At 66.5% G+C, this 25,748-nt stretch carries 25 protein-coding genes and 1 tRNA gene; 7 read left to right on the forward strand and 19 right to left on the reverse strand.

Annotated features, from left to right (window positions below):
* From pheT to glpX, 9 genes are all read right to left on the reverse strand, one after another.
* A complete protein-coding gene (gene pheT / locus VCJ71_RS09045; protein WP_324640638.1) occupies positions 1-2,397 on the reverse strand; it encodes a phenylalanine--tRNA ligase subunit beta in 2,397 nt (798 codons plus the stop codon).
* Positions 2,394-3,497 carry a phenylalanine--tRNA ligase subunit alpha gene (gene pheS, locus VCJ71_RS09050; protein WP_324640639.1) on the reverse strand — a complete coding sequence of 368 codons (1,104 nt, stop codon included), beginning with the start codon at positions 3,495-3,497 and terminating at the stop codon, positions 2,394-2,396. The genes pheT and pheS overlap by 4 nt, the downstream gene beginning before the upstream one ends.
* Before the next feature lie 125 nt (positions 3,498-3,622).
* Entirely contained in the window at positions 3,623-3,982 is a 360-nt protein-coding gene (rplT, locus tag VCJ71_RS09055; protein WP_290136334.1) for a 50S ribosomal protein L20, read from the reverse strand.
* A gap of 17 nt (positions 3,983-3,999) precedes the next feature.
* Positions 4,000-4,203 (reverse strand): 50S ribosomal protein L35, encoded by a 204-nt coding sequence (rpmI, locus tag VCJ71_RS09060; RefSeq protein ID WP_324640640.1) that lies wholly within the window; start codon positions 4,201-4,203, stop codon positions 4,000-4,002.
* Between the two features lie 130 nt (positions 4,204-4,333).
* The gene (locus VCJ71_RS09065) at positions 4,334-5,095 is read right to left on the reverse strand and encodes an SDR family NAD(P)-dependent oxidoreductase (RefSeq protein WP_324640641.1); all 762 of its coding nucleotides are present in this window, start codon (positions 5,093-5,095) and stop codon (positions 4,334-4,336) included.
* Positions 5,096-5,118: 23 nt separating this feature from the next.
* Positions 5,119-5,910: an inositol monophosphatase family protein gene (locus VCJ71_RS09070; protein ID WP_324640642.1), complete on the reverse strand. Its 792-nt coding sequence runs from the start codon at positions 5,908-5,910 to the stop codon at positions 5,119-5,121.
* A gap of 1 nt (position 5,911) precedes the next feature.
* Positions 5,912-6,847, reverse strand: a complete 936-nt coding sequence (locus tag VCJ71_RS09075) for a ribose-phosphate pyrophosphokinase (protein ID WP_290136338.1) — start codon at positions 6,845-6,847, stop codon at positions 5,912-5,914.
* Positions 6,848-6,944: 97 nt separating this feature from the next.
* Positions 6,945-7,814, reverse strand: coding sequence for a hypothetical protein (locus tag VCJ71_RS09080; RefSeq protein WP_324640643.1), 870 nt, complete (start codon positions 7,812-7,814; stop codon positions 6,945-6,947).
* Complete coding sequence (gene glpX, locus VCJ71_RS09085) at positions 7,798-8,778, reverse strand: class II fructose-bisphosphatase (RefSeq protein WP_324640644.1); 981 nt, start codon at positions 8,776-8,778, stop codon at positions 7,798-7,800. Before glpX ends, VCJ71_RS09080 begins: the two co-directional genes overlap by 17 nt.
* Before the next feature lie 98 nt (positions 8,779-8,876).
* Here glpX and VCJ71_RS09090 point away from each other — a divergent pair, with 98 nt between their 5' ends.
* The gene (locus VCJ71_RS09090; protein ID WP_324640645.1) at positions 8,877-9,503 is read left to right on the forward strand and encodes a hypothetical protein; all 627 of its coding nucleotides are present in this window, start codon (positions 8,877-8,879) and stop codon (positions 9,501-9,503) included.
* On the opposite strand, the gene VCJ71_RS09095 is transcribed toward VCJ71_RS09090, so the two are convergent.
* A complete protein-coding gene (locus tag VCJ71_RS09095) occupies positions 9,489-10,793 on the reverse strand; it encodes a homoserine dehydrogenase (RefSeq protein ID WP_324640920.1) in 1,305 nt (434 codons plus the stop codon). The genes VCJ71_RS09090 and VCJ71_RS09095 overlap by 15 nt on opposite strands.
* An 87-nt stretch (positions 10,794-10,880) precedes the next feature.
* On the reverse strand, positions 10,881-11,738 hold the full coding sequence (locus VCJ71_RS09100) for a hypothetical protein (RefSeq protein ID WP_324640646.1): 858 nt from the start codon (positions 11,736-11,738) through the stop codon (positions 10,881-10,883).
* A 348-nt stretch (positions 11,739-12,086) separates the two neighbouring features.
* Here VCJ71_RS09100 and VCJ71_RS09105 point away from each other — a divergent pair, with 348 nt between their 5' ends.
* From VCJ71_RS09105 to VCJ71_RS09125, 5 genes are all read left to right on the forward strand, one after another.
* Positions 12,087-12,773 carry an energy transducer TonB gene (locus VCJ71_RS09105; protein WP_324640647.1) on the forward strand — a complete coding sequence of 229 codons (687 nt, stop codon included), beginning with the start codon at positions 12,087-12,089 and terminating at the stop codon, positions 12,771-12,773.
* A gap of 53 nt (positions 12,774-12,826) precedes the next feature.
* Positions 12,827-13,645 (forward strand): MotA/TolQ/ExbB proton channel family protein, encoded by an 819-nt coding sequence (locus VCJ71_RS09110; protein WP_324640648.1) that lies wholly within the window; start codon positions 12,827-12,829, stop codon positions 13,643-13,645.
* A gap of 83 nt (positions 13,646-13,728) precedes the next feature.
* Complete coding sequence (locus VCJ71_RS09115) at positions 13,729-14,262, forward strand: ExbD/TolR family protein (RefSeq protein ID WP_324640649.1); 534 nt, start codon at positions 13,729-13,731, stop codon at positions 14,260-14,262.
* A 44-nt stretch (positions 14,263-14,306) separates the two neighbouring features.
* Positions 14,307-14,771 (forward strand): ExbD/TolR family protein, encoded by a 465-nt coding sequence (locus VCJ71_RS09120; protein WP_324640650.1) that lies wholly within the window; start codon positions 14,307-14,309, stop codon positions 14,769-14,771.
* A 162-nt stretch (positions 14,772-14,933) separates the two neighbouring features.
* A complete protein-coding gene (locus tag VCJ71_RS09125; RefSeq protein ID WP_324640651.1) occupies positions 14,934-15,359 on the forward strand; it encodes an ExbD/TolR family protein in 426 nt (141 codons plus the stop codon).
* Positions 15,360-15,371: 12 nt separating this feature from the next.
* Here the strand turns inward: VCJ71_RS09125 and VCJ71_RS09130 are convergent, their stop codons facing one another.
* From VCJ71_RS09130 to VCJ71_RS09150, 5 genes are all read right to left on the reverse strand, one after another.
* Positions 15,372-17,837, reverse strand: coding sequence for a ligase-associated DNA damage response DEXH box helicase (locus VCJ71_RS09130; RefSeq protein ID WP_324640652.1), 2,466 nt, complete (start codon positions 17,835-17,837; stop codon positions 15,372-15,374).
* A gap of 164 nt (positions 17,838-18,001) precedes the next feature.
* A complete protein-coding gene (locus VCJ71_RS09135) occupies positions 18,002-19,318 on the reverse strand; it encodes a hypothetical protein (protein WP_324640653.1) in 1,317 nt (438 codons plus the stop codon).
* Positions 19,319-19,345: 27 nt separating this feature from the next.
* Complete coding sequence (gene pgmG / locus VCJ71_RS09140; protein ID WP_324640654.1) at positions 19,346-20,749, reverse strand: phosphoglucomutase/phosphomannomutase PgmG; 1,404 nt, start codon at positions 20,747-20,749, stop codon at positions 19,346-19,348.
* The gene (locus VCJ71_RS09145) at positions 20,746-21,066 is read right to left on the reverse strand and encodes a J domain-containing protein (RefSeq protein WP_324640655.1); all 321 of its coding nucleotides are present in this window, start codon (positions 21,064-21,066) and stop codon (positions 20,746-20,748) included. Before VCJ71_RS09145 ends, pgmG begins: the two co-directional genes overlap by 4 nt.
* Positions 21,067-21,068: 2 nt before the next feature.
* The gene (locus tag VCJ71_RS09150; protein WP_324640656.1) at positions 21,069-21,881 is read right to left on the reverse strand and encodes a division plane positioning ATPase MipZ; all 813 of its coding nucleotides are present in this window, start codon (positions 21,879-21,881) and stop codon (positions 21,069-21,071) included.
* Between the two features lie 126 nt (positions 21,882-22,007).
* Here VCJ71_RS09150 and panC point away from each other — a divergent pair, with 126 nt between their 5' ends.
* On the forward strand, positions 22,008-22,886 hold the full coding sequence (gene panC / locus VCJ71_RS09155; protein ID WP_324640657.1) for a pantoate--beta-alanine ligase: 879 nt from the start codon (positions 22,008-22,010) through the stop codon (positions 22,884-22,886).
* A gap of 106 nt (positions 22,887-22,992) precedes the next feature.
* Here the strand turns inward: panC and VCJ71_RS09160 are convergent.
* From VCJ71_RS09160 to VCJ71_RS09170, 3 genes are all read right to left on the reverse strand, one after another.
* Positions 22,993-23,066 (reverse strand) — tRNA-Gly (locus tag VCJ71_RS09160).
* A gap of 111 nt (positions 23,067-23,177) precedes the next feature.
* A complete protein-coding gene (locus tag VCJ71_RS09165; protein WP_324640658.1) occupies positions 23,178-23,822 on the reverse strand; it encodes an OmpA family protein in 645 nt (214 codons plus the stop codon).
* An 11-nt stretch (positions 23,823-23,833) separates the two neighbouring features.
* Entirely contained in the window at positions 23,834-25,735 is a 1,902-nt protein-coding gene (locus tag VCJ71_RS09170; RefSeq protein ID WP_324640659.1) for a cation:proton antiporter, read from the reverse strand.
* Positions 25,736-25,748: the final 13 nt, after the last annotated feature.

Consider the following 25,748-nt stretch of genomic DNA (forward strand, 5'->3'; position numbering starts at 1 on the left):
CTAGCCGCGCAGTTCCGCACCAAGCTTCGCCGCGGCGGCCACGATCTTGTCGGAAACCGCCTTCAGCTCGGCATCGGTGAAGCTTTTCTCGCCCGGCTGGAGCGTGGCTTCGATGGCGACGCTTTTCCTGCCTTCGGGGACCCCCTGCCCCGCGAACACGTCGAACACGCGTGCGGCGACGATGGCCTGCTTGTCTGCGCCCTTCACCGCACGCTCCAGCTCGCCGGCGGCGAGATCGTCCGGCACCAGGAAGGCGAAATCGCGCTTCACCGGCTGCAGCGCGGGCGGCGCATAGGGCGCACGGGCGAAGCCGGGCGCTTTCTTCGGCGCAGGGATCGCGTCGAGGAACAGCTCGGCCACCACGACCGGCCCGTCGATGTCGAACGCTTCCAGCGTGCGCGGGTGCAGCGCGCCGAACCGGGCGAGCACGGCTTTCGGGCCAAGTCGGAGCGTGCCGGACTGGCCCGGATGGAACTGTGCGCCGGCCTCGCCCATCACTTGCAGGCGGTCGACCGGGGCCCCAGCGACTTCCAGCAATCGTTCGGCCATGCCCTTCGCATCGTAGGCATCGAAGGGCGCGGCCTTGCCACTGGCCCAGCCGCGCGGTGTGTTCTCGCCCGCAAGCAGGACGGCCAACGTCTCGCGCTCGTCGCTCGAACCGTCAGCGCCCCGGAAATATCGTCGGCCGAGTTCGAACACGCGCACCCCGGCCGCGCCGCGGTCACGGTTGCGCTTTGCAGCGCCCAGCAGGCCCGGGATGAGCGAGGGCCGCATGACCTTGAGGTCTTCGCTGATCGGGTTCTCCAGCGCCCACAGAGACGCGTCGCCTTGCGCAAAATGCGCGGCTTCGGCTTCGGGCAGGAACGACCAGGTGATCGCCTCGTGCAGGCCCGCCGCGGCAGCCGCGCGGCGCATCTTGCGGGCGCGAAGTTGCTCGCGCGTGGCGGTGGGTTTGGCGACCCCTTCGACGCGCGGCAAGGGCGTGCTCTCGACCTTGTCGAGCCCGTGGATGCGCACGACTTCCTCGACCAGGTCGGCGGCGCCTTCGACATCGTGACGGCGCAAGGGCACGCTGACGGTCCAGTCAGGCGCCACGTCGAAATCGAGCGCGGCGAGGATGCGGCGCTGTTCGCTTTCGGCAATGTCGACACCGCCCAGCGTCCGGGCCAGCTGCGGATCGTAGGCCACGGTCATCCGGTCGGCCGGCGGCGATCCCGCGCGCGCGGCTTCGCTCGCTTCGCCGCCGCAGGTGCGCAGCATCAGGTCCGTCAGGAGCGCGAGTCCATCATCAAGGAAAGCGGGATCGACCCCGCGTTCGAAGCGCGTGCGGGCATCGCTGGCAAGGCCAAGCTTGCGGCCCGTCACGCCGATACGTTCGGGATCGAAATAGGCGATCTCGAGCAGCACGTCGGTGGTGCCTTCGGTTGCACCCGAATGTTCCCCGCCCATGATGCCGGCGATGTCGTGCACGCCGTTGTCGTCGGCGATCACGGTCATGGTTTCATCGAGCGTGTACGTTTTCTCGTTGAGCGCCTCGGCCGTCTCGCCATTCTTCGCGCGGCGAGCAACCACCGCGCTCGAAAGCTTGGCGAGGTCATAGACATGGGCCGGGCGGCCGAAGGCGAGCATCAGGTAATTGGTCGCATCGACCAGCGGCGAGATCACGCGCTGGCCGGCCGCAAGCAGGCGGCGCTGCATCCATTCCGGGCTGGAGCCGGTGTTGTCGACGCCGCGGATGACACGGCCATAAAAGGCCGGGCAGCCTTGCGGATCGTCGATGCGAATTTCGACCGGGCAAGCGCCCTCACCCGCAATCGATGGTACTTCGACAGGCTTGTAAGTGCCAAGACCCGCCGCCGCGAGATCGCGCGCAATCCCCATCACGCCCATGCAATCGGGCCGGTTGGGGGTGATGGCGACATCGAACACCGGGCTCGCCGCGTGATAATCGGCGAAGCTCGTGCCGACGGGCGCATCGGCGGGCAGTTCGATAATGCCGTCGTGCTCGTCGCCGAGTTCCAGTTCGCGCACCGAGCACATCATGCCGTTCGATTCGACGCCGCGGATCTTCGACTTGCGCAGTTCCATGCCATTGGCCGGCACGACCGCCCCGGGCAGGCCCAGCACGCCCTTCATCCCGGCACGGGCATTGGGCGCACCGCAGACGACCTGCAGCGGGTCGCCTTCGCCCGTATCCACGGAAAGGACCTGCAGCTTGTCGGCATCGGGATGCGGCGCGGCGGTCAACACCTCAGCAACGCGGAACCCGCGCAGCTTTTGCGCCGGATCCTCGATTCCTTCGACTTCGTGGCCGATGGCGTTGAGCGCCGCGGCGATTTCCGTCACGCCTGCCTCGGTCTCGAGGAAATGCTTCAGCCATTCGAGCGAGAACTTCATGATGCCGCTCCCACGCCGCCGGAAAGGGTCGGCTGGTCGAATGCGCCGAAGCCGTAATGATCGAGCCAGCGGCCGTCGCCGTCGAAGAATGCGCGCAAGTCGTCCATCCCGTATTTGAGCATGGCCAGCCGGTCGACGCCGAGGCCCCAGGCAAAGCCCTGCCATTCGTCCGGGTCCAGCCCGGCCATCTCGATGACCCGGCGATTGACCATGCCGCTGCCGAGCAGTTCCATCCAGCCGTGTCCGGGCGCAGCGCCGTCACCGCCGAGTACCCTTTTGCCGCCGACATCCTGCCAGCCCACGTCGACTTCCACCGAAGGCTCGGTGAAGGGGAAGTAGCTCGGGCGCAGGCGCAGCACGATGTCATCGCGCTCGAAGAAAGCCTTGAGGAAGGTCTCCAGCGTCCACTTCAGGTGCCCCAGGTGGATGTCGCGGTCGATCACCAGCCCTTCGACCTGGTGGAACATGGGCGTGTGCGTGGCATCGCTGTCGCTGCGATAGACGCGGCCGGGCGCGATGATGCGGATCGGCGCGCCCTGTGCCTTCATCGCGCGGATCTGCACCGGCGAGGTATGCGTCCTCAAGAGCATCCGGTTCCCGTCGGCATTACGGTCAGGGAAGTAGAACGTGTCGTGCATTGCGCGCGCCGGATGCGTTTCCGCCATGTTGAGCGCAGTGAAATTGTGCCAGTCGTCCTCGATCTCCGGCCCGGTCGCGACGGAAAAGCCCATGTCGGCGAAGATTTCCGCCAGCTCGTCCATCACCTGGCTGACAGGGTGGACGCTGCCCTTCGGCGTGTGGGGTGCAGGCAGGGTGAGGTCCAGTGTCTCGCTGGCAAGGCGCGCGTCGAGAGCGGCATCGGCGAGCGCGGCCTTGCGCGCCGCAATGGCATCGGCGACCTGTGCCCGGGTGCCCTGGATCTTCGGGCCCTCGCTTTGCCGCTGCTCCGGCGTCATCCCGCCCAGCGTCTTCATGAGGGCGCTGACCCAGCCCTTCTTGCCGAGCGCCTCGATGCGGATCGCCTCCAGCGCATCGCCGGTTTCGGATGCGGCGATCGCGCCCAGCGTGTCGGAAAGCCGTGTGTCGGTATCGTCTGCCATGGTGCCTTATCTGGTCTTCGGGGGTCCGGTGTCGGGTTGGTTCGTTACGGTCCAATACGAAGAAGCGCCACCCCCGCCTTGGCAGGAGCAGCGCTTCGTGTCGTAGTCCGTCAGGACGACATCAATCAGGCGGGAAGCGCGTCCTTGGCCTGCTTGATGATCGTCTTAAAGGCTGCGCCCTCGTTCATGGCGAGGTCGGCCATCACCTTGCGGTCGAGCTCGATCCCGGCAAGCTTGGTGCCGTGGATGAACTGCGAATAGGTCAGGCCTTCGGCGCGGACAGCCGCGTTGATGCGCTGGATCCACAGGGCGCGGAAGTTGCGCTTCTTAACCTTGCGGTCGCGATAGGCGTACTGGCCGGCCTTTTCGACGGCCTGGCGCGCAACGCGAATGGTGTTCTTGCGGCGACCGCGATAGCCCTTGGCCTGGTCCAACAGCCGCTTGTGCTTCTGGCGCGTGGTAACGCCGCGTTTGATGCGAGGCATGTTTCAGTACTCCTGCTTCAGTCGAGCCCGTAGGGGGCCCATTTCTTCACGGCCTTGACGTCGCACTTGGCGAGAACGTCGGTGCCGCGGTTCTGGCGGATGTACTTCGCATTGTGGCTGATCAGGCGGTGGCGCTTGCCGGCGACACCGTGCTTGACCTTGCCGGTAGCGGTGATCTTGAAGCGTTTCTTCACACCGCTCTTGGTCTTGAGCTTGGGCATTTTCATCTCCTGTCAGAGACACGTCCGAACCAGCCCTGGCAGCCCTAACGGCCAGACCGGCAGATGAATCACGTGTCGGTGAAGGGCGCGCATCTAGCGGATGCTGCGCGAAATGCAAGGCCTGCGCGCGTCAGGCGTCGTAGATCATCTTTACCGTCATCCCGCCGTCGATGACGATCTGCTGTCCGGTCACGAAGCCGCCACCGGCAATCCATTCGACCGCCTCCGCGATGTCCGCCACCGTGCCGACCCGGCCGGCAGGATGCTGCGACTTCGCGGTCTCGGAATGCTCGGCCTCGCTGCGCTCGCCTTCCTTCTGCCACGGGCCGGTCTCGATCCACCCGGGAAGGATCGCGTTGGCGCGCACTTCCGGACCGAGCGAGACGGCGAGCGCGTGAGTGAGCGCGGACACGCCGCCTTTCGCCGCGCTATAGGCAAAGGTGTTCTCCTCGCTCATCAGTGCGCGGGTGGAGGAGATATTGGCGATGCTCGCCCCGTCGCCGCGCCGCAGCAACGGCAGGGCCTCGCGGCTGCACAGAAAGGCGGCGGTCAGGCTCGCGTCGATCCAGCCCTGCCAGCGTTCCAGCGACAGGTCTTCCAGCTCTCCTGCATAGGGATCGGCAATCCCGGCGTTATTCACCAGCACGCCCAGCCCCTCGCCATCGAGCCAGCCATCGACGGCGGTGAAAGCCTTCCTGGTAGTGCTTTCCCGCCCCACGTCGCAGGCATGGGTGAGCAATTGCGCTTGCGGATAGGCTGCCGAAAGCTCGGCCAGCGCGTCCCCGTCCTTGTCGAGCGCCGCGACGCGCCAGCCGAGGCCGAGGAAATGGACCGCGCAGCCGCGGCCGATGCCGTTGCCCGCGCCGGTAATGCAGATCGTCTTCGTGGTCATGGCCAGCCCAACGAACGAGCCGGTCAGGAGTGCCCCATCGCTTCCAGCACATCGTCGAGCCGCGCCGGATCGCCGAGCGCGAGGACGGTGCCGTCGCTGTCCGCATCGAGCGGGTTGCCCTGCCAGTCGCTCATCGTGCCGCCGGCGCCCTCCACGATGGGGACCAGCGCGGCATAGTCGTAGATCGCCAGCCCGGCTTCGCACACGATATCCAGATGGCCGCCGGCAAGCAGGCCGTAATTGTAGCAGTCGCCGCCATAGACGATCGTCCCCTGGCGGACATTGCCGCCGATCGCGCCGGCCAGCCGCATGTAGGGTTCCGCTTGGTCGGCGCTGAAATAATGCGGGCTGCTGGTCGCCAGCACCGCGCCTTCCAGTGCGGCGCAGGTCCGGGTGCGGACCGGCTTGCCGTTGAAACTCGTCCCTTCCCCGATGCGCCCGGCCCAGCGCTCCCTTGCGACCGGCTGGTCGATGATTCCGAGGACGGGCCAGCCGTCCTGCACCATCGCAATCAGCGTGCCGAAGATCGGGCGGCCGGCCATGAAGCTGATCGTCCCGTCGATCGGGTCCAGCACCCAGCGGCGCCCGGCGCCTTCGTTGGAAAGCCCGTATTCCTCGCCGAGAATACCGTCCCCGGGCCGCTCGGCTTCCAGGATGGCGCGAATGGCCGCCTCGGCCGCCTTGTCGGCTTCGGTCACCGGAGAGCGATCGGCCTTGCGCTCGTGCGACCATTCGCCGCGGAACAGCGGACGGATCGCTTCGCCCGCCGCATCGGCTAGACGGTGCGCCAGCTTCAGGTCGTCGGCAGTCGCCATCTCAGTCGAACAGGCTGGAGACGCTGGCCTCGTCGGCGATGCGGCGCATGGCTTCGCCCAGCAGCGGGGCGACGGTGAGCGTGCGGATGCGCTGCGAATCGTCTGCCGCATCGGTCGCGCGGATCGTGTCGGTGATGACGAGTTCCTTCAGCGCGCTCTTGTCCACGCGGGCCACCGCGCCGCCAGACAGCACGCCGTGGGTGATATAGGCCGCCACGCTCGACGCGCCCTCGTCCAGCAGCGCCTGCGCCGCGTTGCACAGCGTGCCGCCCGAATCGACGATGTCGTCGATCAGGATGCAGTGCCGGCCCTTCACGTCGCCGATGATGTTCATCACTTCGCTCTCGCCCGGGCGGTCGCGGCGCTTGTCGACGATGGCGAGCGGAGCATTGTCGAGCCGCTTGGCCAGCGCCCGTGCGCGCACCACGCCGCCCACGTCGGGGGAGACGACCATCAGGTCCTGGTCGCCGTACCGCGCCTGGATATCGGCCGCCATCACAGGGGCCGCGTAGAGGTTGTCGGTTGGGATATCGAAGAACCCCTGGATCTGCCCCGCGTGCAGGTCCACCGACAGCACGCGGTCGGCCCCGGCTTCGGTAATCAGGTTTGCCACCAGCTTGGCCGAGATCGGCGTGCGCGGGCCGGGTTTGCGGTCCTGCCTTGCATAGCCGAAATAGGGCACCACCGCCGTGATCCGCTTGGCCGAGGCTCGCTTTAGCGCATCGATGCCGATCAACAGTTCCATGAGGTGGTCGTTGGCCGGGAAACTGGTCGACTGGACCAGGAAAACGTCCTCGCCGCGCACGTTCTCGTGGATTTCGATGAAGATCTCCTCGTCGGCGAAGCGGCGCACGCTGGCATCGGTCAGCGGCATTTCCAGATAGCCGGCGATAGCCCGGGCGAGCGGCAGGTTCGAATTGCCGGCCATGATCTTCATATCTGCGAATCCTCGAAAGATTGGGCGCGTGGCAACCGCCTAGACTACGCCCCTGCGAATGCAACAGGGGCAGCGGTCGCTTTGCCCAGCGCGATCGCTAGTCCTCGAGGTCCGCGAGCGTTGGACGCCGACCCGCGCCATGCTGACGAGCGAAACGCGCGTCGGGCGATTGCGCCTCGGACAGGCAGTGGCGCGAGACCCGCTTGCCGCCAGTGAGCGCCGCGAAAATGCCCTGCGGGACGTATGCGAAATCGGTCGCGAGCAGGCGGCGGCCTTCAGGCAGGTCGATCACGTCACTGCGGCGGTAGAGCGAGCGCCATCGACGCTGGTTGTACCATTTGCCGTTGTTCAGGCGGCGGTCGCTGGCCAGCTTGCGCTGGCCGGGGTTGATGACCGTGGCGAGATTCGCTTCTCTACCGCTGCAATACTCGTTGAACTTTTGTTCGCTCTCGCGCAGGTTCCAGCCGTCTTCGGCCAGCACGACCATGCCGGGAATAAGTGTGGCGCAGGCCAGTGAGGCAGCTAGGACGCGCAGCCGAGCGACTCCGACCCGTGATGACCAGAAAATGCCGTGAAGGCTGCCTATAATACTGCCAAAGACGTAGGGCGCAGACTCGATCCCGCGTGAGTCGAGCAATTCGCCCGCCACACCTCCGAGCACCAGCCCAAGCAGGCCGAGCGCTAAGGAACCGAGCATCGGCGATGCAGCGATTGCCCGGCCGCCGATCCAGAGCGACAAGCAGCCGACGACTATCCCGATGGGAATGGCCAAAACACCGCCGACAAGAGCGATCAGCGGCGCGATAACCAACGCGCCAATATCGCCCTGCCCATTCTTCAGAACGTAGAAAATCGACCCGAAGATGGTCCCCACCGCCGATGCAGTGAGGGAAATCAGCGCGATGGCGCAGCCCGGTGAGTCCTTTCGGCCTACATCCTGCGGAAGGTGTTCAGACTTGGTGCTCACCCTTAATCCACCGCACCGTGCCGGAACTGGCGCGCATGACCACGCTTTCGGTCGTCATCAGCCCGCCGCGTCGGCGCTTCACCCCGTCGAGCAGCGATCCGTCGGTCACGCCGGTGGCAGCAAAGATGCAGTCGCCGCGGGCGAGGTCTTCCAGCTTGTAGATGCGGTCGAAGTCGCTGTCGGGGATGCCCCATTTCCGGGCGCGCGCCTTTTCGTCCTCGTTGCGGAAGACCAGGCGGCCGTTGAACTGCCCACCGACGCAGCGTAGGGCGGCGGCTGCCAGCACGCCTTCGGGCGCCCCGCCGGTGCCCATGTACATATCGATGGTCGTGTCCTCGTCCGTCGTCGCGATCACGCCGGCAACGTCCCCGTCGCCGATCAGGACGACCCCGCAGCCCAGCTCGCGCAGTTCGGCGATGATATCGGCGTGGCGCGGCCGGTCGAGCACGCAGACGATGATCTCGGCCGGCTCGACGCCCTTGGCCGCTGCCACCGCCTTCACGTTCTCCGTAGGCGATCTGGCGAGGTCGATCACACCGTCGGGATAGCCCGGGCCGACCGCGATCTTTTCCATGTAGGTATCGGGCGCGTTGAGCAGGCAGCCTTCCTCCGCCGCGGCCAGCACGGCCAGCGCATTGGGGCCGGCCTTGGCCGTGATCGTGGTGCCTTCCAGCGGGTCGAGCGCGATGTCGATCTTCGGGCCCTTGCCGGGCGCGCCGCCGACCTTTTCGCCGATGTAGAGCATCGGCGCCTCGTCACGCTCGCCTTCCCCGATGACCACCGTGCCATCCATGTAAAGCTCGTCGAACGCGGCGCGCATGGCCTCCACCGCAGCGGCGTCGGCGGCCTTCTCGTCGCCGCGGCCGATCAGCTTGCTCGCGGCGATGGCGGCCGATTCCGTCACCCGGACCATTTCGAGCACGAGGACACGGTCGAGGACGCTGGACGCGGCGGTCTTATTCATTGGCAATTCACCCGTTCTGGCAGAGGGCCACGGCAGCGTGCATAGCTATTCATGGCCAGTGCCGCGGCGCTTAGCCAGAGGCGGGGGGAAAGTCGAGCGTGCGAATTGACCGGTTGGCCCCGCTGGCAGCCCTGCCCCTTATCCTGCTGTCATCACCGGCGCTGGCACAGGACCTCGATGCCCCGCCGGAGCCGGGCACGGTCGAAAGCCTCGGCGTCTACCGCGCCGCGCCGCCCGACGAAATCGACCTGACGCAGGACGACCGGACCGAGCTTCCCGCCGATGCCGCCACCCCTGCCCAGCAGGAGGAATGCCGCAGGCAGCAGGAGGCGGCGATCGTGCGCGAGGAGATCGTGGTGTGCGGCGAGGTGGCCGACCAGTCCCAATACCGGACGATGTCGCGCAAGGACGCGCAGGCGCGATATGCCCGCGAAACCAACACGCAGGGGGCGTTCGGCGCGCCCGACCATGCGCCCGACATTGCAGGGCCCGGCATCTTTCGCGGGAAGCCGACCATCAGCGGCGTTTGCCTGCCGCTGTCCTGCCCGAAGGCCCTGCCGCGTTTCATCGACGTTACCGCCTTGCCGGAGGCCCCCGCCGGGTCCGACGCCGACCGGATCGCGCGCGGCCTGCCCCCGCTCGGCAACGATACCGGTACCCCGCAGCAGCTTGACGAAGAAGCGCCGGCAGAGCCGGAAGACGAGGACGGATCAGTCGGCGAGTAATTGCAGCGCCAGCGGCGCGTCGGTCAGCACGTCCGATCCGCCCAAGGCTTCGAGCGCGTCGCGCACGCAGCTTTCGCGACCGTGGTGCGTGACCATCATCACCAGCACCTCGCCACCTTCCGCCGACTGGCCGCGCTGCATCATCGTTTCGATCGACACCCCGGCATCGCGCATCGCGGCGGTCAGTTCGGCCAGCACGCCGGGCCGGTCGTAGACGCTGAAGCGCAGGTAGAAGCGCGCCTCGTTGGCGCCGTGGTCGGCGCGCCTTGCTTCCATCAACCTATCCGTCGGGACAGCGAAGGCCGGACTGGTCATGCCACGCGCGAGATCGACCAGATCGGCAGCGACCGCGCTCGCCGTCGGCTCGGCCCCCGCGCCCGCACCCTGGAACAGCAGGCGGCCGGCGAAATCGCCTTCCACCACCACCGCGTTGGTGGGGCCGGTCACGTGGGCGAGCGGATGACCGATCGGGACCAGCATCGGGGCGACCTTCTGCAGCAACGCACCTTCTTCCCCGCCGCTCGGCCGCGCCATGGCGACGAGGCGGATGACGTGGCCGAGCCGCGCCGCTTCCGCCACGTCGGCAGGGCGCAACCGGTCGATCCCCTCCGTCTTCACACCGGCGAAATCAAGCTGCGTGCCGAAACCGATTGCGGCGAGGATGGCGAGCTTGTGCGCCGCATCGATCCCGCCGATGTCGAAGCTGGGGTCCGCTTCGGCATAGCCCTTCTCCTGCGCCTCGCCGAGGACGTCGGCAAACGCGCGCCCGCTCGTCTCCATCTCGCTGAGTATGAAATTGCTGGTCCCGTTGAGGATGCCGTAGAGCCGCTCCACCCGGTTGGCCGCCGCGCCTTCGCGCAGGCCCTTCACGACCGGGATCCCGCCCGCGACCGCCGCCTCGAAAAGCAGCGCGGCCTCGTTGGCCTCGGCGAGCTCGGCGAGTTCGTGCCCATGTTCGGCGATCAGCGCCTTGTTCGCCGTGACGAAGGCCTTGCCCGCGCCCAGTGTGGCCCGCGCGAGTTCGAGCGCGGCGCCGGACGACCCGCCGACCACTTCAACCACCACGTCGACGTCCCCGCGCGCAGCGAGCGCTGTCATGTCGTCTTCCCAGGCGAAGCCAGACAGGTCGACACCGCGATCCCGTCCCCGCTCCCTGGCGGATACGGCAGTCACCCCCAGCGACACGCCGCCACGTTCGGCAAGAAGCGTGTTGTTCCCTTCGATCAGGCGCAGCAACCCCACCCCGACCGTGCCGAGGCCGGCAAGCCCGATCCTGAGAGGCTGTGTCATGTCGTCGATCATCCCGTCGGCCATCGTCATCGCCTTGCCCATAGCGCAGCCGCGCCCGATGGCGAGACAGTTAAGCTAGTGAGATGGCTAGGTGCGGTTGCGCAGACAGGGCCCCAGCCCGTCGCGCACGACGCGGTAGTCGGATTCGGCCCGCGCACGGTCCTGCGCGCTTTCGGTGAGCAAAACGCCGGACGGCAGGCTTTCCGGCAGGCTGCAGGCGAGGCGATACCACTCGAGCGTGCCGTTGGCGGGCGCCGCCGCCGACTGATCGACGATTTCGCTCCACGACACTCCCCAGCGCGGCTGCTGCCCCGGGCGGCGCAGGATCGTGGCGGTGACCGTGGCGTCGTCGGGGCTCGCAAAGAAAATCTGCGTCTCCGATTCGCCGGCCAGGTTGCCCGGCACGGAAAGCACGTCGCGCACGCCCGACACGCGCGGCGGCGCATCAGCGGCGCTCAGCTGGGACATGACGGCCAGGGCCTGCTCGATCAGGGTCGGGGTCGCCGGAAGCTGCGCATCGGGCGCAATCAACTGGATTTCCCCCGGAACGCGCCCGGCCTTTGCGAAGACGATGACCGGCGCCTTTTCGATTTTCGGCGGCTTGCCTTCCGCATCCAGCGGCAGGTCGACGAGATAGGTGAGGACTTCGCCCACCGGTGCCTGCGAATACAGCAGCCGCTGCGTTTCTCCCTCGACGTAGAACCGCACCATGCCCGGCGAGACGTTCGGCGCGCGCTCCGGCTTCAGGGCGACCGCCTCGGCGATATTGACCACCGCCACCAGGTCCGCCGCTTCGCCATAAGTCACGAAATCGGCATAGGTCGGCGCCGGGCCCGCCGCGACCGGCGGCAGGCTGCGGATCTCGTCGCCGCCCCCGCCGATGCAGGCAGAAACTGCGAGAGCCAGTGGCGGGAGGGCGAGCAGGTTGAAAAGGCGCTTGGGCATGGTCTCTCCGGTATCGGGACGGCGATGAACGGAACCTATCTGGCGCGCGGGAGGTTGCGAGTAAAGACGGCCTCAAAAGCGGGTCGGCGCGCGTTAACCTTTCGATAAACCGTTTGCGTTGCCGCGAGCTATCCCGCTAAGGGGCGCCCGTCCGGAGCCGGGACGTACATGGGCTTCGGGCCGGGCCATCGCGGCCTTCGGGGAGTTGGATTGCACCGCCTTCGCGGACATTCTCGCTAGACTCGGAGACGGTAGAAGGGGATGTTATCTCCCCGACTCGCCAAACGCGTTGGGTCCTTGGGATTGGCAATGGAGTGATGCAACTGAATGGCTTATGCTGACCAACAGATGAGCGGGAACAAGATTGTCTCGATCATTATCGTTGCGCTCATCCATATCCTCGTCGGTTACGTCTTGATTAGCGGCCTCGCCCTTTCTGCGGCGAAGAATGTGATCGAACGTGTGACCACGGTGGATATCGAAGAGCCGGAACCCGAGCCGACGGAAGAGCCGCCGCCGCCGGACGAGCCGCCGCCGGAAACCGTGCCGCCGCCAGTCACCGTGCCGCCGCCGCCGACGCAGCTGAACCGGGCACCGCCCGATCGCCAGACGACGTCCACGCCGCCTCCGGCGCGACCGCCGGCTGCCACCGCGCCGCCTCCGGGTCCGCCTCCGGGTCCGCCGCCGCCGCCGCCGCCGCCGCCCCCTCCTCCGCCGCCACCCCCGCCGCCTTCGCAGGCACGCGGCGTGTCGCCGGACAACCAGGGGCGCTGGGCAGGCCAGATCCAGAGCAACTATCCTTCGCGCGCCCTTCGTGCCGGCGACGAGGGTACCGTCCGGCTCACCGTTCGCGTCGGCTCGAACGGTCGGGTGGAAAGTTGCAGCGTGACCGGGTCTTCGGGCTCCAGCGCGCTGGACGATGCCGCTTGTCGCGGGATGGAACGCTACGCACGTTTCAACCCGGCTCTGAACGATGCGGGGCAGCCGATCTCGGCGTCCTACAGCACCGCCATCCGCTACCAGATTCCGCGTTGATGGCGGCGGCGTAGCTAGATTTACGAATTCAATTTTCTGAGAGGAAATTCGCAATGCTTATCGAAATCATGGCCGCCGCAGGCGGTGAAGAAGTGAAGAACCAGTTCGGTTTCTGGGAAGCCATGGAACAGGGCGGTCCGATCGCCTGGGCCATCTTCGGCGTCCTGGTGATCATGTCGGTCGGGTCCTTCTACATCCTGTTCACCAAGCTGTTCGAACAGCAGAAGGTGATGAACCAGTACAAGGATACCCGTACCAAGTTCTGGCGTGCGGGCAGCATCGATGAAGGTGCCACCAAGCTCGAGAAGAACAGCGCCTGGCGCCAGCTGGTCGACGATGCCCGTGAAGCGAAAACGGAACACGGCAAGATGACCGACGACGTCGAAGCGCACGACTGGCTTCACGGCTCGATGGCCCGCAGCGAAGCGGCAATCAACGCGAAGCTCGCCGGCGGCCTGCCGTTCCTCGCTTCGGTCGGCGCAACGGCTCCGTTCGTCGGCCTGCTCGGTACGGTGATCGGTATCTACCGCGCCCTCATCAACATCGGCCTCGCCGGTTCGGCCTCGATTGACAAGGTTGCCGGCCCCGTCGGTGAAGCGCTGATCATGACCGCCATCGGCCTGCTCGTGGCAGTGCCGGCCGTGCTTGCCTACAACTGGCTGCAGAGCCGCAACCGTCGTATCGCCGCAATGCTGAGCGGCTTTTCCAATGAACTGATGGCCAACATCACTTCGAATGGTGCGGTCAAGCCGAAGGTAATGACCGCGACTTCTACGCAAGCTGCCGGCAAGGCCGCTGCTACCAAGCCGACCACGGCTACGGCAGCCCGTCCGGCTACGACGACGACCACGACGACCAAGCCGAAGGCATAACGGCACCTCGTCAATTGCGATGAGAGGGCGGCTACGAGCCGCCCTCTCCCGACAAAACGAAGTTTTGAGACAGGACGAAAACCATGGCAATTTCAATGGGCGGCGGCGGCGAAGAGAGCCCGATGTCGGACATCAACACGACGCCTCTCGTGGACGTCATGCTGGTGCTCCTGATCATCTTCCTCATCGCCGTTCCGGTCGCCATCCAGACGATCGAAAAGCTGAATATCCCGGTCTTCGAATCCGTCGAATCGAAGGACAAGGTGGAAAACCTGCAGCTGACCGTCAGCACCACCGACGATGCCGGCCGCAGCGCTGGCGAGCCGGGTTACCAAGGCGCCTCGCGCAATGGCGATTGCCGCGTCTACTTCAACAATATCGCGCCGGTGGATTCGACCCAGCTTTACGAGCGTGCCGTCGGCCGCATCGACAATCTGATCGAGCAGGCAGGTAGCGTGGAAGCCCTGGTCGAAGATCCGGAGCGTATTCCGCAGGTCCACATCCGCGGCGACGCAAACGCACCGTGGCGCTGCATCGCAGGCACGATCTACCAGGTGCAGGCAGCCGGTTTTCCGGTCGTCGGCTTCATTTCCAATCCGACCGAGCCCGGCATCTAAGCCGCGCATACGGTACGGATAGAGAGAGTTAAGGAGTACACCCCATGGCAATGTCAGGCGGCAAGGACGATGGCAGCCCGATGATGGAAATGAACACGACGCCGTTGATCGACGTCATGCTCGTTCTCCTCATCATGTTCATCATCACCATTCCCGTGGCGACGCACTCGGTCGACATCGACATGCCGGTGCCGAACGACCAGCCGCTCCCGGACCAGCCGGATCCGATCAAGAACAAGATCCTGCTGACCGAAGACGACCGCATCCTGTGGAACGGGGACGAGATCAACCAGCAGCAGCTGGTGAACCTTCTCGCGGAAACGCTTCGTTTCGAAGTCGAACCGGAACTGCAGTACGAACCTTATCCGGCCGCCAGCTACGACTATGCGGCCAAGGTCCTGCAGATCATCAAGACGTCCGGCGTGAGCAAGTTCGGCTTCGTCGGCAACGAACAGTATCGCAACTTCGGCACGGGCGGCCCAGCCAACCCCGTGGGCGGCGCCAACTAGGCTCCGCAACCAGCGAAACACCGGAAAGGGCGGCTTCGGCCGCCCTTTTTGTTGCGCGCCGTCTATGACGTTCGTCGAGGAGCCTGGCAACGCGCTGCGCACAGCAGCTTGCATTGTTCGTTCCTTATGATATGTTATGACATCAAATCTGGGAGATGGGCGATGAGCGATACGCAATCCGGCACGATGGGCGAAATGAACACCACCCCACTAATCGACGTGCTGCTGGTCCTCCTGGTCATGTTCATCATCACCATTCCTGTCGCCACCCACTCGGTGGATATCGACATGCCCGCCGATGGCACCCCGCCCGTCATTCCGATCGATCCCATCAAGAACAAGGTCGTCATCACGACCGACGGTGCCCTGTTGTGGAACGGCGAGCCGACGGGCGAGGCCGGCCTGATGCAGGCGCTGAGCGACACCAAGGCCATGCGCCCCGCGCCCGAATTGCAGTTCGAGGCCTTCGCCGACGCACCCTACAACGCCGCTGCACGCACGCTGCGGCTTGTGAAGGCCAGCGGGGTCAGCAATTTCGGCTTCGTCGGCAACGAACAATACCGCCAGTTCGCCGCTGCCGCCGAATAGGCGCACGCACGCTTAGTCCCCCTCCACCACCGGTCGTTCCGGCCGCATGGCGGAGGCGGCGAGGCTTTCCGCTTCCAGCAGCAATTCGTCGTCGGCAGAGCCCTGCGGCGTGCTTTCCCGCCCGATCATCACCATGATCGGCACCGCAAGCGGGCTAACCCGATCAAGCTCGACATGGACCAGCCGCTCCGCCGCATGGTCGAGCACGTCGCCGAGCCGCCCGACGTCGGTCATCAGCGTGCGCGCATCGGCCCAAGCGGCTTCCAGCAGGACGTGGTCCGGCTCGTACTTCCTCAGCACATCGTAGATGAGGTCGGTCGAGAAGGTGACCTGCTTGCCGGTCTTGCGCTTGCCCGGCTGCTGGCGTTCCACCAGCCCGCCGATAACTGCGACCTCCCGAAAGGCGCGGCGCAGCAGGTGCGACTGCTGGACCCAGTCGACGAATTCGTCGGCGAGGATGTCGGGCGACAGCAGCGGCGCATGTTCGGTCACCGGGCGCAGGCCCCACACGGCAAGGCAATAATCGTTGGCGTTGAAACCCAGCGGCTGGAGCCCGCGATCCTCCATCCGCTTGGTCACCAGCATGCCGAGAGACTGGTTCGCGTTCCATCCGGCGAAGGTGTAATAGACGCTGTAATGCCGCTTCGCATGGGGGAAGCTTTCCACGAGGAGCCGGCCGGGCGCAGGCATTTCACTGCGCCAGTCCTGCACCTCCAGCCATTCGCGCACGTCGTCCGGGAAGCGGCCCCAGCCGGCCCGGTCGTCCAGCATGGCCTGCACCCGGTCTGCCAGGTGCGTGGTCAGCGGCATGCGCGCGCCGCCATAGGAGGGGATCATCGCCGATTCCTTCGACGCGCGGACGATCACTTCCATGTCGCGGATCTGCTCGACTTCCAGGCTGGTGCCGGAGAAGAAGAACGTGTCGCCCGGCGATAGCTGCGCCGCGAAGCGTTCTTCCACCCGGCCGAGCGACCGCCCATTGCGGAAGCGCACCTCCAGCATCTCGGAATCGATGATGATCCCCGCATTGAGCCGATGCTTCGCTGCCATTTCCGGATGGGTCAGCCGCCACATGCCGTCCCTGTCGCGGGTGATGCGCTGGAACCGGTCGTAGGCCTTCAGCGCATAGCCGCCGGTGGCCACGAAGCCGAGCACGCGCTGCCACACCGCCTCGTCCACCCACGCGTAGGCGAGGCTGGAGCGGACTTCGGCCAGCAGCGCGGCCTCTTCGAACGGCGCCGCGCAGGCACAGGCCATCACGTGCTGGGCGAGCACGTCGAGCCCGCCGGGGCGGAAGTCCTCGCCGTCGCGCCGGCCCTCGTCCACCGCCTCCTTGGCCGCGGTCGCTTCGAGAAACTCGAACCGGTTGCCGGGCACCAGAAGCGCGCGGCTCGGCTGGTCGAGGCGGTGGTTGGCGCGGCCGATGCGTTGCAGCAGGCGGCTGGAGCCCTTGGGCGCGCCCATCTGCACGACGAGGTCGATGTCGCCCCAGTCGACGCCGAGATCGAGACTGGCTGTCGCCACCAGCGCGCGCAGATCGCCGCGCGCCATCGCCCCTTCCACCTTGCGCCGCGCCTCCTTCGACAGGCTGCCGTGGTGGATGCCGATGGGCAGGTTCTCCTCGTTCGCGTCCCACAGGTGCTGGAAGATGTACTCCGCCAGAAAGCGCGTGTTGGTGAAGACCAGCGTGGTGCGGTTCTGGCGGATGAGGTCGTAAAGCTGCGGGATCGCCCAGGTCGCAGCATGGCCGCCCCACGGCACGCGCTCCTCTTCGGGCAGCAGGATCTCGACCTCGGCGGGCGCGCCCTCTTCGCCTTCGACCAGTTCGACCGTGTCGAGATCACCCCACGGGGCGAGCCATTCGCGAAACCCTTCCGCATTAGCCACTGTCGCCGACAGGGCTGCGCGCTGGAGGCCGGGCGCAATGGCCTGCAGCCGCGCCAGCGAGAGCGCGAGCAGGTCCCCGCGCTTGCCGGTGGCGAAGGCGTGGATCTCGTCGATCACGATCCGCTTAAGGCCGGCGAACAGCTCGAAACTGTCGGGATAGCTGAGCAGCAGGGAGAGCGACTCAGGCGTGGTCAGCAGGACGTGCGGCGGCTTCTCCCGCTGGCGGCGCTTGCGATCCGATGGCGTGTCGCCGCTGCGCGTCTCGACCCTGATCGGCAGGTCCATTTCCTCGATCGGCGCGATGAGGTTGCGCTGCACGTCATGGGCGAGCGCCTTGAGCGGACTGACATAGAGCGTGTGCAGCCCCGCGGGCGGCTCGGCATCGCCAAGGCGCGAAGGCGTGAAGTCGGCGAGCGTCGGCAGGAAGCCCGCCAGCGTCTTGCCCGCGCCCGTATCCGCCACCAGCAGCGCATGGCGCCCCGCGTCGCTCGCCGCCAGCATGGCGCTCTGGTGCCGCCGCACCCGCCACCCGCGCCCTGCGAACCACTGCGCGATCTCCGGCGGTGTTGGATCGGTGTTGGAGCTACCCACGCGCGCTCCTCACCGATGGAACACATGGAACACGGTCCTGGCGGAAATCCGGGTGGCAGGCGCGTACGGTCCTCATGCCAGTGGAAACGGCCAAAGAGGAGGATTGGTGCCGTGCGGAAACCATCGATGCCGTCTGCCCGACAGAGGCCGCGTAGGAAAGCGCGTCAGAACGTCCGCAAAACTTCGTCCGACACATCGTCGAGCCGGGCGAGGGCATTATCGAGGAGGGCGATCGTTACCTCGCAGCGCCGTGGATGCGCCAGGTCCATCTGCGAGCGAATGATTTCTTCCGCCTCCAGCCCGGTATCGGCCGCGACATTTGCGATGAGCCAGCCCGGAAATTCACGCGCGCCCCAATAGGACGTATCCTCTTGCTGCATCAGGCCACGCTCGAGCAAGCTGCCGGCCAGCGCGCGTTCGGTCGCGGCCGTTTCCGCCCCTACCACTGGCACGCCGTCATAGAAGCTCTGTCCGGTGACTTCGCGGCATGCGTCGTTGCCCGTGTCGCGCGCCGTCTTCAGCCATTCCAGTTGCAGCCGACCGATTGCAACCAGATCCGCCCGGTCGGCGTCCGACCGCGCATTCAGAATGGCCTTGCGAACGATCATTCGTGCGCCGTTTTCCGGTTCGGGCTCTTCCTCGCGCATCGCCCTGAAAAGCGTGGCGGCAAAGAAAGGATCGGCGGCTTCGACACGCGCGGAATCGATGCCGTCCGGGAAGAGTGCGGCAAGGATAGCGTCGAACCGCTCCCGCTCGCCGGGAAGCGCACGGGCCGGCTCGTCGATTTGCTCGATCTGCATGTCTGGCTCTTCGGACCGCATGTCATGGTCCCGATCACGGTCCGGCAGACACATGGCGACCAGCAGGAAGAGACCGAAAATCCACCAGCTGCCGTACTTGTCGAGCTTGTACCGTTCGGCGAAAGACAGCAGGTCGCCGCGTTGGACATCCGGCTCGTAATAGGCAGCATCATCGCCGACGGACGGATCGACGTAGATTTGAGGCCGCTCATCGACCGGATCGTTTTCCGGAAGCTCCGGCTCCCTCTCCGGCTCCGGCTCCGGCTCCGGCTCCGGCTCCGGCTCCGGCTCCGGCTCCGGCTCCGGCTCCGGCTCCGGCTCCGGCTCCGGCCCGGGTTCGGGTTCGGGTTCGGGTTCGGGTTCGGGTTCGGGTTCGGGTTCGGGTTCGGGTTCGGGTTCGGGTTCGGGTTCGGGTTCGGGTTCGGGTTCGGGTTCGGCAGTTGGGTCCTCGCGGGTTGCAGGCAAGGTCCCTGCATCGGCTATCCCCCGCCCGCTTCTTTGGCCTTCGCGCACGAGCTCGGCAGCGATGAAAAGGGCTTTTTCGCGCGCCTCGGTGAGCCGCGCAAAGGCGGAAATCTGCATCGTGAGATCAAGCTCGGCGCGCCGCTGCGCATAGGCGGCAAGGATCGCATCGCGATCCGACGTTTCTTCTATGCCGAGTTCGGACCAGGGCCAGGCCATCCCGTCAACGACCGTTGGGGGGCAGCCTCAGTGCCCCACGCTTTCGCCGCGTTCGAGGCCGCTCAGGGCCAGCTGTTCGTCGATCTGCGCCATCAGCCGCGCGAGGCCTTCCTCGCTGTCGCTTTCGGCGCGGGCGACGAGGACGTCCTGCGTGTTGGACGCGCGCAGCAGCCACCAGCCGTCATCGGTGGTGACGCGCACCCCGTCGGTCGTGTCGGCGTTCGCGTCGCTCCCGGCGATGCGGCCCGCCACCTCGTCGATGGCGGCGAACTTGCGGCTCTCGTCGACCTGGAAGCGCATTTCCGGCGTGTTGATCATGTCCGGCATGTCGGCCCGCAGCTGCGTCACCGACTTGCCGAGCCGCGCAGCGGCGGCGATCAGGCGCACACCGGCGTACAGCGCGTCGTCGAAACCGTAATAATCGTCCGCAAAGAACACGTGGCCGCTCATTTCCCCGGCAAGAGGCGCGGCCGTTTCCTTCATTTTGGACTTAATCAAGCTGTGCCCGGTCTTCCACATCACCGGCTTTCCGCCATGTGCCGCGACATGATCGAACAGGGCGCGGCTGGCCTTCACATCGGCGATAACCGTGCTGTTAGGTAGTTTTCCGAGGAGGTCCTCGGCGTAGATCATCAGTAACTGATCCCCCCAGATGACGCGGCCTTCGCCGTCGATCGCGCCGATCCGGTCGCCGTCGCCGTCGAATGCCACTCCGAAGTCGAGGTTCTTGTCCGCGACGAGGGCTTTGAGGTCGGCCAAGTTGGCCTCGACAGTGGGATCTGGATGATGATTGGGAAACGCACCATCGACATCGGTATAGAGCAGGGGATGCTCGCCCGGCAGCCGCGCGGCGAGCTTTTCGAGCGCGGGGCCGGCGGCGCCGTTGCCGGCATCCCAGCCGACGCGCATCCCGGCCAGCGCATCGGCATCGATACCGTCCAGCCCGGCCAGGATGCGATCGATATAGGCGTCCATGATATCGACGCTCTCGACCTCTCCGGTCCCGTCGGCCCATTCGCCCGCAGCGCTCATCCGGCCGAGCCGCTGGATATCCTCGCCGAAGAACGGCCGGCCAAGAAATACCATCTTGAAGCCGTTGTAATTGGCGGGATTGTGGCTGCCAGTTATCTGAATGCCGCCGTCCACCTCTTCGGCTGAGGCTTCCGCGTAATAGAGCATCGGCGTGGCGCTCATGCCGATGCGCCGCACGTCGCACCCGGCGGCGGTGAGGCCTTCGACCAGCGCATGTTCGAGGATGGGGGAGCTTGTCCGCCCGTCATACCCGACTGCGACTTGTCTGCCCCCTTCGGCGCGCAGCATGGTGCCGAAGGTGCGGCCGATGGCGCGGGCATCGTCTGCCCCCAGCGTCTCGCCGATGATGCCGCGGATATCGTATTCGCGCAGGGCGGTAGGGTCGAACGTGTGGCTCATTTCGTTGTGTCCTCGGAAGGGTCGCGGGGCGGCGCCTCATGCGGAAGCTCGTCCAGCAACAGGTCCCGCGCGGCGTTGAGTTCCTGCAGCCGGGAAGTGGAGCCGCCGCGGTCGGGGTGGACCAGCGCGGCCATGCGCCGGTGCGCGGCGCGAATGTCCTTGTGGGTGGCGGTGGCAGACACGCCGAGCAGTTTGCGCGCCTTGAACACGGCTTGCCCGCGCGTGGGCTGCGCGCTCAGATATTCCCACGGCCACTTGCCCAGCGCCCAGCGAACCACGATGCAGATCGCTGCAGCGATGATGACCAGCTTCGTCACGGTCAGGCCGGCTCCAGCTCGGCCGCCGCATGGGCCGGCTGCGGCAGGTTGAGCGCTTTCAGCAGCACCCTCAATTCCTGCCGCGCAACGAGGTGGCTGGTGCCGAGCTCGCCCAAATGTCCCTTGTCGAGCAGCGTCAGACCGGCGGGGAACAGGGCGCGGTAGATCACGCGTTCGGACAGGCCGTGAGCAGTGCGGAAACCGACGCGCTTGGACATTTCGGCCAGCGCCTGATCCAGCCGGCGCTGGTTCTTCGCCTCGACATGGCCAGTGCGGTTGCGCACGACCAGCCAGTCCATCGCGCGCCGTCCCTGCTCCATCCCGGCGCGGCTGCGCTTGAGGCGCGCTTCCCAGATCAGCTCGGCATAGAAAGACAGTTTGCGGACCTTGAAATTGTCGGGATCGACCTGGCCGATGAGGTCGAAGTCGACGAAGCTGTCGTTGAGCGGGGTGACCAGCGTATCGGCATCGGTCGCGGCGTGGCGGGCCACCGGATCGTCGCGCCCCGGCGTGTCGATGATTACGAAGTCGCAGCCGTCTGACAGCTCGGCGAGCTTGGCGTCATAGGCATCGGTGTCGGTCGTATCGAGCACGTCGAAAACGGGGCCGGGCAGCTCGATCTTCCGCTCGCGCGCCAGGTCGCGGCGGTTTTCGAGGTAGCGGTAAAGCGTGCGCTGGCGCGGATCGATATCCAGCGCGGCGACCTTCGCACCCTGGTATGCCAGCGCGACGGCCACGTGGACGGCGGTGGTCGACTTGCCGGTGCCGCCCTTTTCGTTGGCGAAAACGATACGATGTGCGCTGCCGGTGGCCATCGGCCTCCCCCTTCTGGCCCCCGCACGGCCCTGCCCCGGGCGATGCGAAAGCGTGATTGCGAAACCCGCCCGCGCCCCGCTAGGGACGAAAGCCTGTTCGCACGTCCATATAGGAGGGCTGCCCAAGTGGAAACCGTCACCGACCTCGCTTCGCTGCGCCAGGCTGTGGATGAATTGCGCGCGGCGGGGACAAGCTCCGCCACTGTCGCGCTGGTGCCGACGATGGGCGCGCTGCACGAAGGTCACCTGACGCTGGTGCGCGAGGCGGCGAAACGTGCCGATGCGGTCGTCGCCAGCATTTTTGTCAACCCGACCCAGTTCGGCCCGAACGAGGACCTGGACGCCTATCCCCGCCAGCTGGCCGAAGACAGCGCCATGCTGGAAGCCGAAGGCGTCGCCCTGCTGTGGGCGCCCACGGCGGAAGCGATGTACCCGACGGGCTTTGCCACCACCATCGCGGTCGCCGATGTCAGCGAAGGGCTGTGCGGTGCCTCCCGCCCCGGCCATTTCGGCGGGGTGGCCACGGTGGTGAACAAGCTGTTCGCGCAAGTTCGCCCGGACATGGCGCTGTTCGGCGAAAAGGACTGGCAGCAGCTGGCCGTGATCCGCCGGATGGCGCGCGATCTCGACCTTACCATGCCTCATGTCGATGCGATCCATGGGGTGCCGACCGTACGCGAGGAAGACGGCCTCGCCCTGTCGAGCCGCAACCGCTACCTCGCGGCAGAACAGCGCGCGGCTGCCGCGACCCTGCCCGCCGAAATGCGCAAGGCGATTGCCGCGATCGAGGCGGGCAGCGACGTGGCCGCGACGCTGGCGGCGCTGGAGGCACACTTGCTACAAGCCGGGTTCGCCAGCGTCGATTACGCCACGCTGGCCGACGCCATGTCGCTCGCGCCTCTGGCTGAGACCCCGCGCGCAGGCGCACGCCTTCTCGTCGCTGCACGCATCGGGACCACCCGCCTGATCGACAACATGGCGGTGCAGCCGGGCAGCGGCCGGTAACATCGGCTTGCAGGGCCGACAAAGGGCTACCGCTCGCCCGCAGCGGCCCCGCAGACGGAGCGAAGCCCCGGCGAAGGGATCAGCCGCGAGGATCTAGGAAAAAGATTGGAGCGGGTAGCGGGAATCGAACCCGCATAACCAGCTTGGAAGGCTGGGGCTTTACCACTAAGCTATACCCGCTCGGGGGCCGTCAGGCGGGGCGAGCATTGCCATCCAATCACCGGACACGCAAGCGCCAGTTGCCGGCGCGCGAGGCCCCGGTTCAGTTGGCCACGGTTCAGTCGGCCCCGATCAGTCTGACGGCGTGACGGCCTTGGTGATCGTCTCGCTCAGCGTTTCGGTCGGCTGCGCTTGGGGTGCGTCGTCCTCTTCCGCCACCGCCTCGAAATTCTCGAGCCCGCCGCTCTCGGCGATCACGATGTCTACCCGGCGGTTCGTGGCGCGGCCCTCTTCATCGGGCTCGCCATCGGGCCGGGCGTTGGGCGCGACCGGGTTCTGCTCGCCGAAAGACACTATGGTGATCCGGCTTTTGGCCACGCCTTTCTCGACCATGTAGTCGGCAACCGCCTGCGCCCGCGCTTCCGAGGCGCGCAGGTTGGCGGCGTCGTTGCCGCCCGCGTCGCTGTGCCCGCCGAGGGCGATCGGCCAGCCCTTCGCCACCTGCTCGCTCTCCAGCAAGGCGTCGATCGCCGCGCGCGCGTCTGCGGCCAGCTCGGCCCCGCCGTCTGGAAAGCCGACCGTGGCAGAGAGCGGCTCAAGCGCCATGGGCACCGCCGTCTCCGCCTCCACGTCGGGCCGCAGGATCGAGGCCGTGCCGGTCGCGCTGGGCGTCGCGGTGGGCTGCGGATCGGCGCCGTCCTGCGCACTGTTGTTGCAGGCCGCCAGCGCCAGCAGGCTGGAGACTGCAAGAGCAATTCGCATCGTATTCGTGTTCATCCGGTCCCCCATCATGCCGGTTGCGGCTTGTCGCCATCTGGATCGCGCTTGCGGGATTTCACTTCCGCCTTGCGCTGCTTGACTTCTTCCGCGCGGTTCTCGTCCGGCGGAGCGAAAGTGATGACGATGTCGCCATCGCGCGGTTCGGGCGTGGCGGCATGGGTGAAGAAGCGGATATTCCCGCCTTCGCGGATCACCAGCAGGCGTTCCGTGCCTTCGGGCAGCTTCGCCAGCGCATCTTCGAAATCGAACTTTTCCGACAGCTTCGTCTTGCGGAAGGTCCAGCCCTGCGCTTCCAGCCGCTGGACATCTTCCACCCCGTGTCCGGCGGAGAAAACCGCGCGCCCGCGCAGGCTTTCGGGCAGCGAGCGATGGTCTTCCTCGTCCGCATCCTCGCCCAGCTGGTAGACCTTGTCGCGGCCGATCTCGTGCGCGAATTCGTTGCAGACCAGTGCATTGTACGCCTCGTTGTCAGTCGCAGCGAGCAGCGACTGGAACGGGGCCAGGTCGAGATTGTGCTCCGTCGCCTCGTTCAGGATTTCACCGTGGTAGGTCGGCACGCCCTGCTTGCGCGCCTCCTTCAGCCGCTGCCAGCTGGAATCGACGATCATCACCGGCGCTTCCAGACCCTGCAGCTGTTTCGCCAGTGCAATGGTCCAGCGGTTGGAGCCGACGATGAGGAGGCCGGGCCGCGTCGCACCTTTCACGCCCAGAAGCTTGGCGACGAGATCGATGGTGAACCCGTGCGCCACCACGGTCGCCACCACGACCGCGAAGCTGAGGCCGATGAGGAGCTCACCGCCCGTGAAGCCCAGTTCGCCCAGCCGCAGCGCGAACAGGCCGGAGATCGCGACCAGCACGATACCGCGCGGCGCGATCCAGGCGAGGAACAGGCGCTCGTTCCACGGCACGCTGCTGCCCAGCAGGCTGATCAGCACGGTCGCCGGGCGCACAAGGAAGAGGAGCGCCAGCAGGAAGGCGCCGAACCGCCACGTCGTGCCGAGGTAGACCAGGTCTTCCATCCTGAGCGAGGCCGACAGCAGGATGAAGATGCCCGAAACCAGCAGGACGGCGATATTTTCCTTGAACGGGTGGATGCTGCGCAGCGAGCTGACGTTCATGTTGGCAAGCGCGACGCCCATCACGGTCACCGCGACCAGGCCTGCTTCGTGCTCGATCAGGTTGGAGATCACGAACACGCCGATGACGACCGTGAACAGCACCGGGACCTTGAGGTACTCCGGCACCAGCCCGCGCGGGAAGGCGTAGGCGATGATGCGCGCAGCAAAATAGCCGATGAGGCCGGCCAGCACGGCGGCGATGATCATCGGCGGCACGACCTCGACCAGCGAGGCGCTGGGCGACTCGGCCACCTTGCGGAAATATTCGTAGGCGATCACCGCGCACAGGGCGCCGGTGGGATCGTTGACGATGGCTTCCCACTTCAGGATCGAGGCGGGCCGCGTCTTGACGGCCGACTGGCGCAGCAGCGGGATGACCACCGTCGGGCCTGTCACCACTAGGATGCCGCCGAACAGCACGGCGACGGGCAGCTGCAGGCCGGCGATGTAATAGCCGGCAGCCGAACCGAAGGCCCAGCCGAAAATCACGCCCAGCGTTGCGAGCCGGCCGACGGCTTCGCCCGAATGCCTGAGCTCGCGGAAATCGAGACTGAGTCCGCCTTCGAAGAGGATCAGCGCCACGCCGACGGCCACCATGGGCTCCAGCAAATCGCCAAAGGTACCCCGCGGGTCCAGCGCCAACCCCGGCGCAAAATAGGCAAGCACCGGCCCGGCGAGGAAACCGGCCAGCAGCATGAGGACGATGGCAGGCTTGCCGGTGCGCCAGGCAACCCATTGCGCACCGATGCCCAGCACGCCCACGGCTGCGATCACGACTGCTTGATTGGCCATTGCTCCCCCGGTG

The organism is Pseudoblastomonas aquimaris (genome assembly GCF_035481675.1).
GTDB lineage: Bacteria > Pseudomonadota > Alphaproteobacteria > Sphingomonadales > Sphingomonadaceae > Alteriqipengyuania_B.

Coding starts and splice junctions, on each gene's coding strand:
- pheT (WP_324640638.1), bottom strand. CDS start 2,397: ATGAAGTTCTCGCTCGAATGGCTGAAGCATTTCCTCGAGACCGAGGCA.
- pheS (WP_324640639.1), bottom strand. CDS start 3,497: ATGGCAGACGATACCGACACACGGCTTTCCGACACGCTGGGCGCGATC.
- rplT (WP_290136334.1), bottom strand. CDS start 3,982: ATGCCTCGCATCAAACGCGGCGTTACCACGCGCCAGAAGCACAAGCGG.
- rpmI (WP_324640640.1), bottom strand. CDS start 4,203: ATGCCCAAGCTCAAGACCAAGAGCGGTGTGAAGAAACGCTTCAAGATC.
- VCJ71_RS09065 (WP_324640641.1), bottom strand. CDS start 5,095: ATGACCACGAAGACGATCTGCATTACCGGCGCGGGCAACGGCATCGGC.
- VCJ71_RS09070 (WP_324640642.1), bottom strand. CDS start 5,910: ATGGCGACTGCCGACGACCTGAAGCTGGCGCACCGTCTAGCCGATGCG.
- VCJ71_RS09075 (WP_290136338.1), bottom strand. CDS start 6,847: ATGAAGATCATGGCCGGCAATTCGAACCTGCCGCTCGCCCGGGCTATC.
- glpX (WP_324640644.1), bottom strand. CDS start 8,778: ATGAATAAGACCGCCGCGTCCAGCGTCCTCGACCGTGTCCTCGTGCTC.
- VCJ71_RS09095 (WP_324640920.1), bottom strand. CDS start 10,793: ATGACACAGCCTCTCAGGATCGGGCTTGCCGGCCTCGGCACGGTCGGG.
- VCJ71_RS09100 (WP_324640646.1), bottom strand. CDS start 11,738: ATGCCCAAGCGCCTTTTCAACCTGCTCGCCCTCCCGCCACTGGCTCTC.
- VCJ71_RS09105 (WP_324640647.1), top strand. CDS start 12,087: ATGAGCGGGAACAAGATTGTCTCGATCATTATCGTTGCGCTCATCCAT.
- VCJ71_RS09110 (WP_324640648.1), top strand. CDS start 12,827: ATGCTTATCGAAATCATGGCCGCCGCAGGCGGTGAAGAAGTGAAGAAC.
- VCJ71_RS09115 (WP_324640649.1), top strand. CDS start 13,729: ATGGCAATTTCAATGGGCGGCGGCGGCGAAGAGAGCCCGATGTCGGAC.
- VCJ71_RS09120 (WP_324640650.1), top strand. CDS start 14,307: ATGGCAATGTCAGGCGGCAAGGACGATGGCAGCCCGATGATGGAAATG.
- VCJ71_RS09125 (WP_324640651.1), top strand. CDS start 14,934: ATGAGCGATACGCAATCCGGCACGATGGGCGAAATGAACACCACCCCA.
- VCJ71_RS09135 (WP_324640653.1), bottom strand. CDS start 19,318: ATGGCCTGGCCCTGGTCCGAACTCGGCATAGAAGAAACGTCGGATCGC.
- pgmG (WP_324640654.1), bottom strand. CDS start 20,749: ATGAGCCACACGTTCGACCCTACCGCCCTGCGCGAATACGATATCCGC.
- VCJ71_RS09150 (WP_324640656.1), bottom strand. CDS start 21,881: ATGGCCACCGGCAGCGCACATCGTATCGTTTTCGCCAACGAAAAGGGC.
- VCJ71_RS09165 (WP_324640658.1), bottom strand. CDS start 23,822: ATGAACACGAATACGATGCGAATTGCTCTTGCAGTCTCCAGCCTGCTG.
- VCJ71_RS09170 (WP_324640659.1), bottom strand. CDS start 25,735: ATGGCCAATCAAGCAGTCGTGATCGCAGCCGTGGGCGTGCTGGGCATC.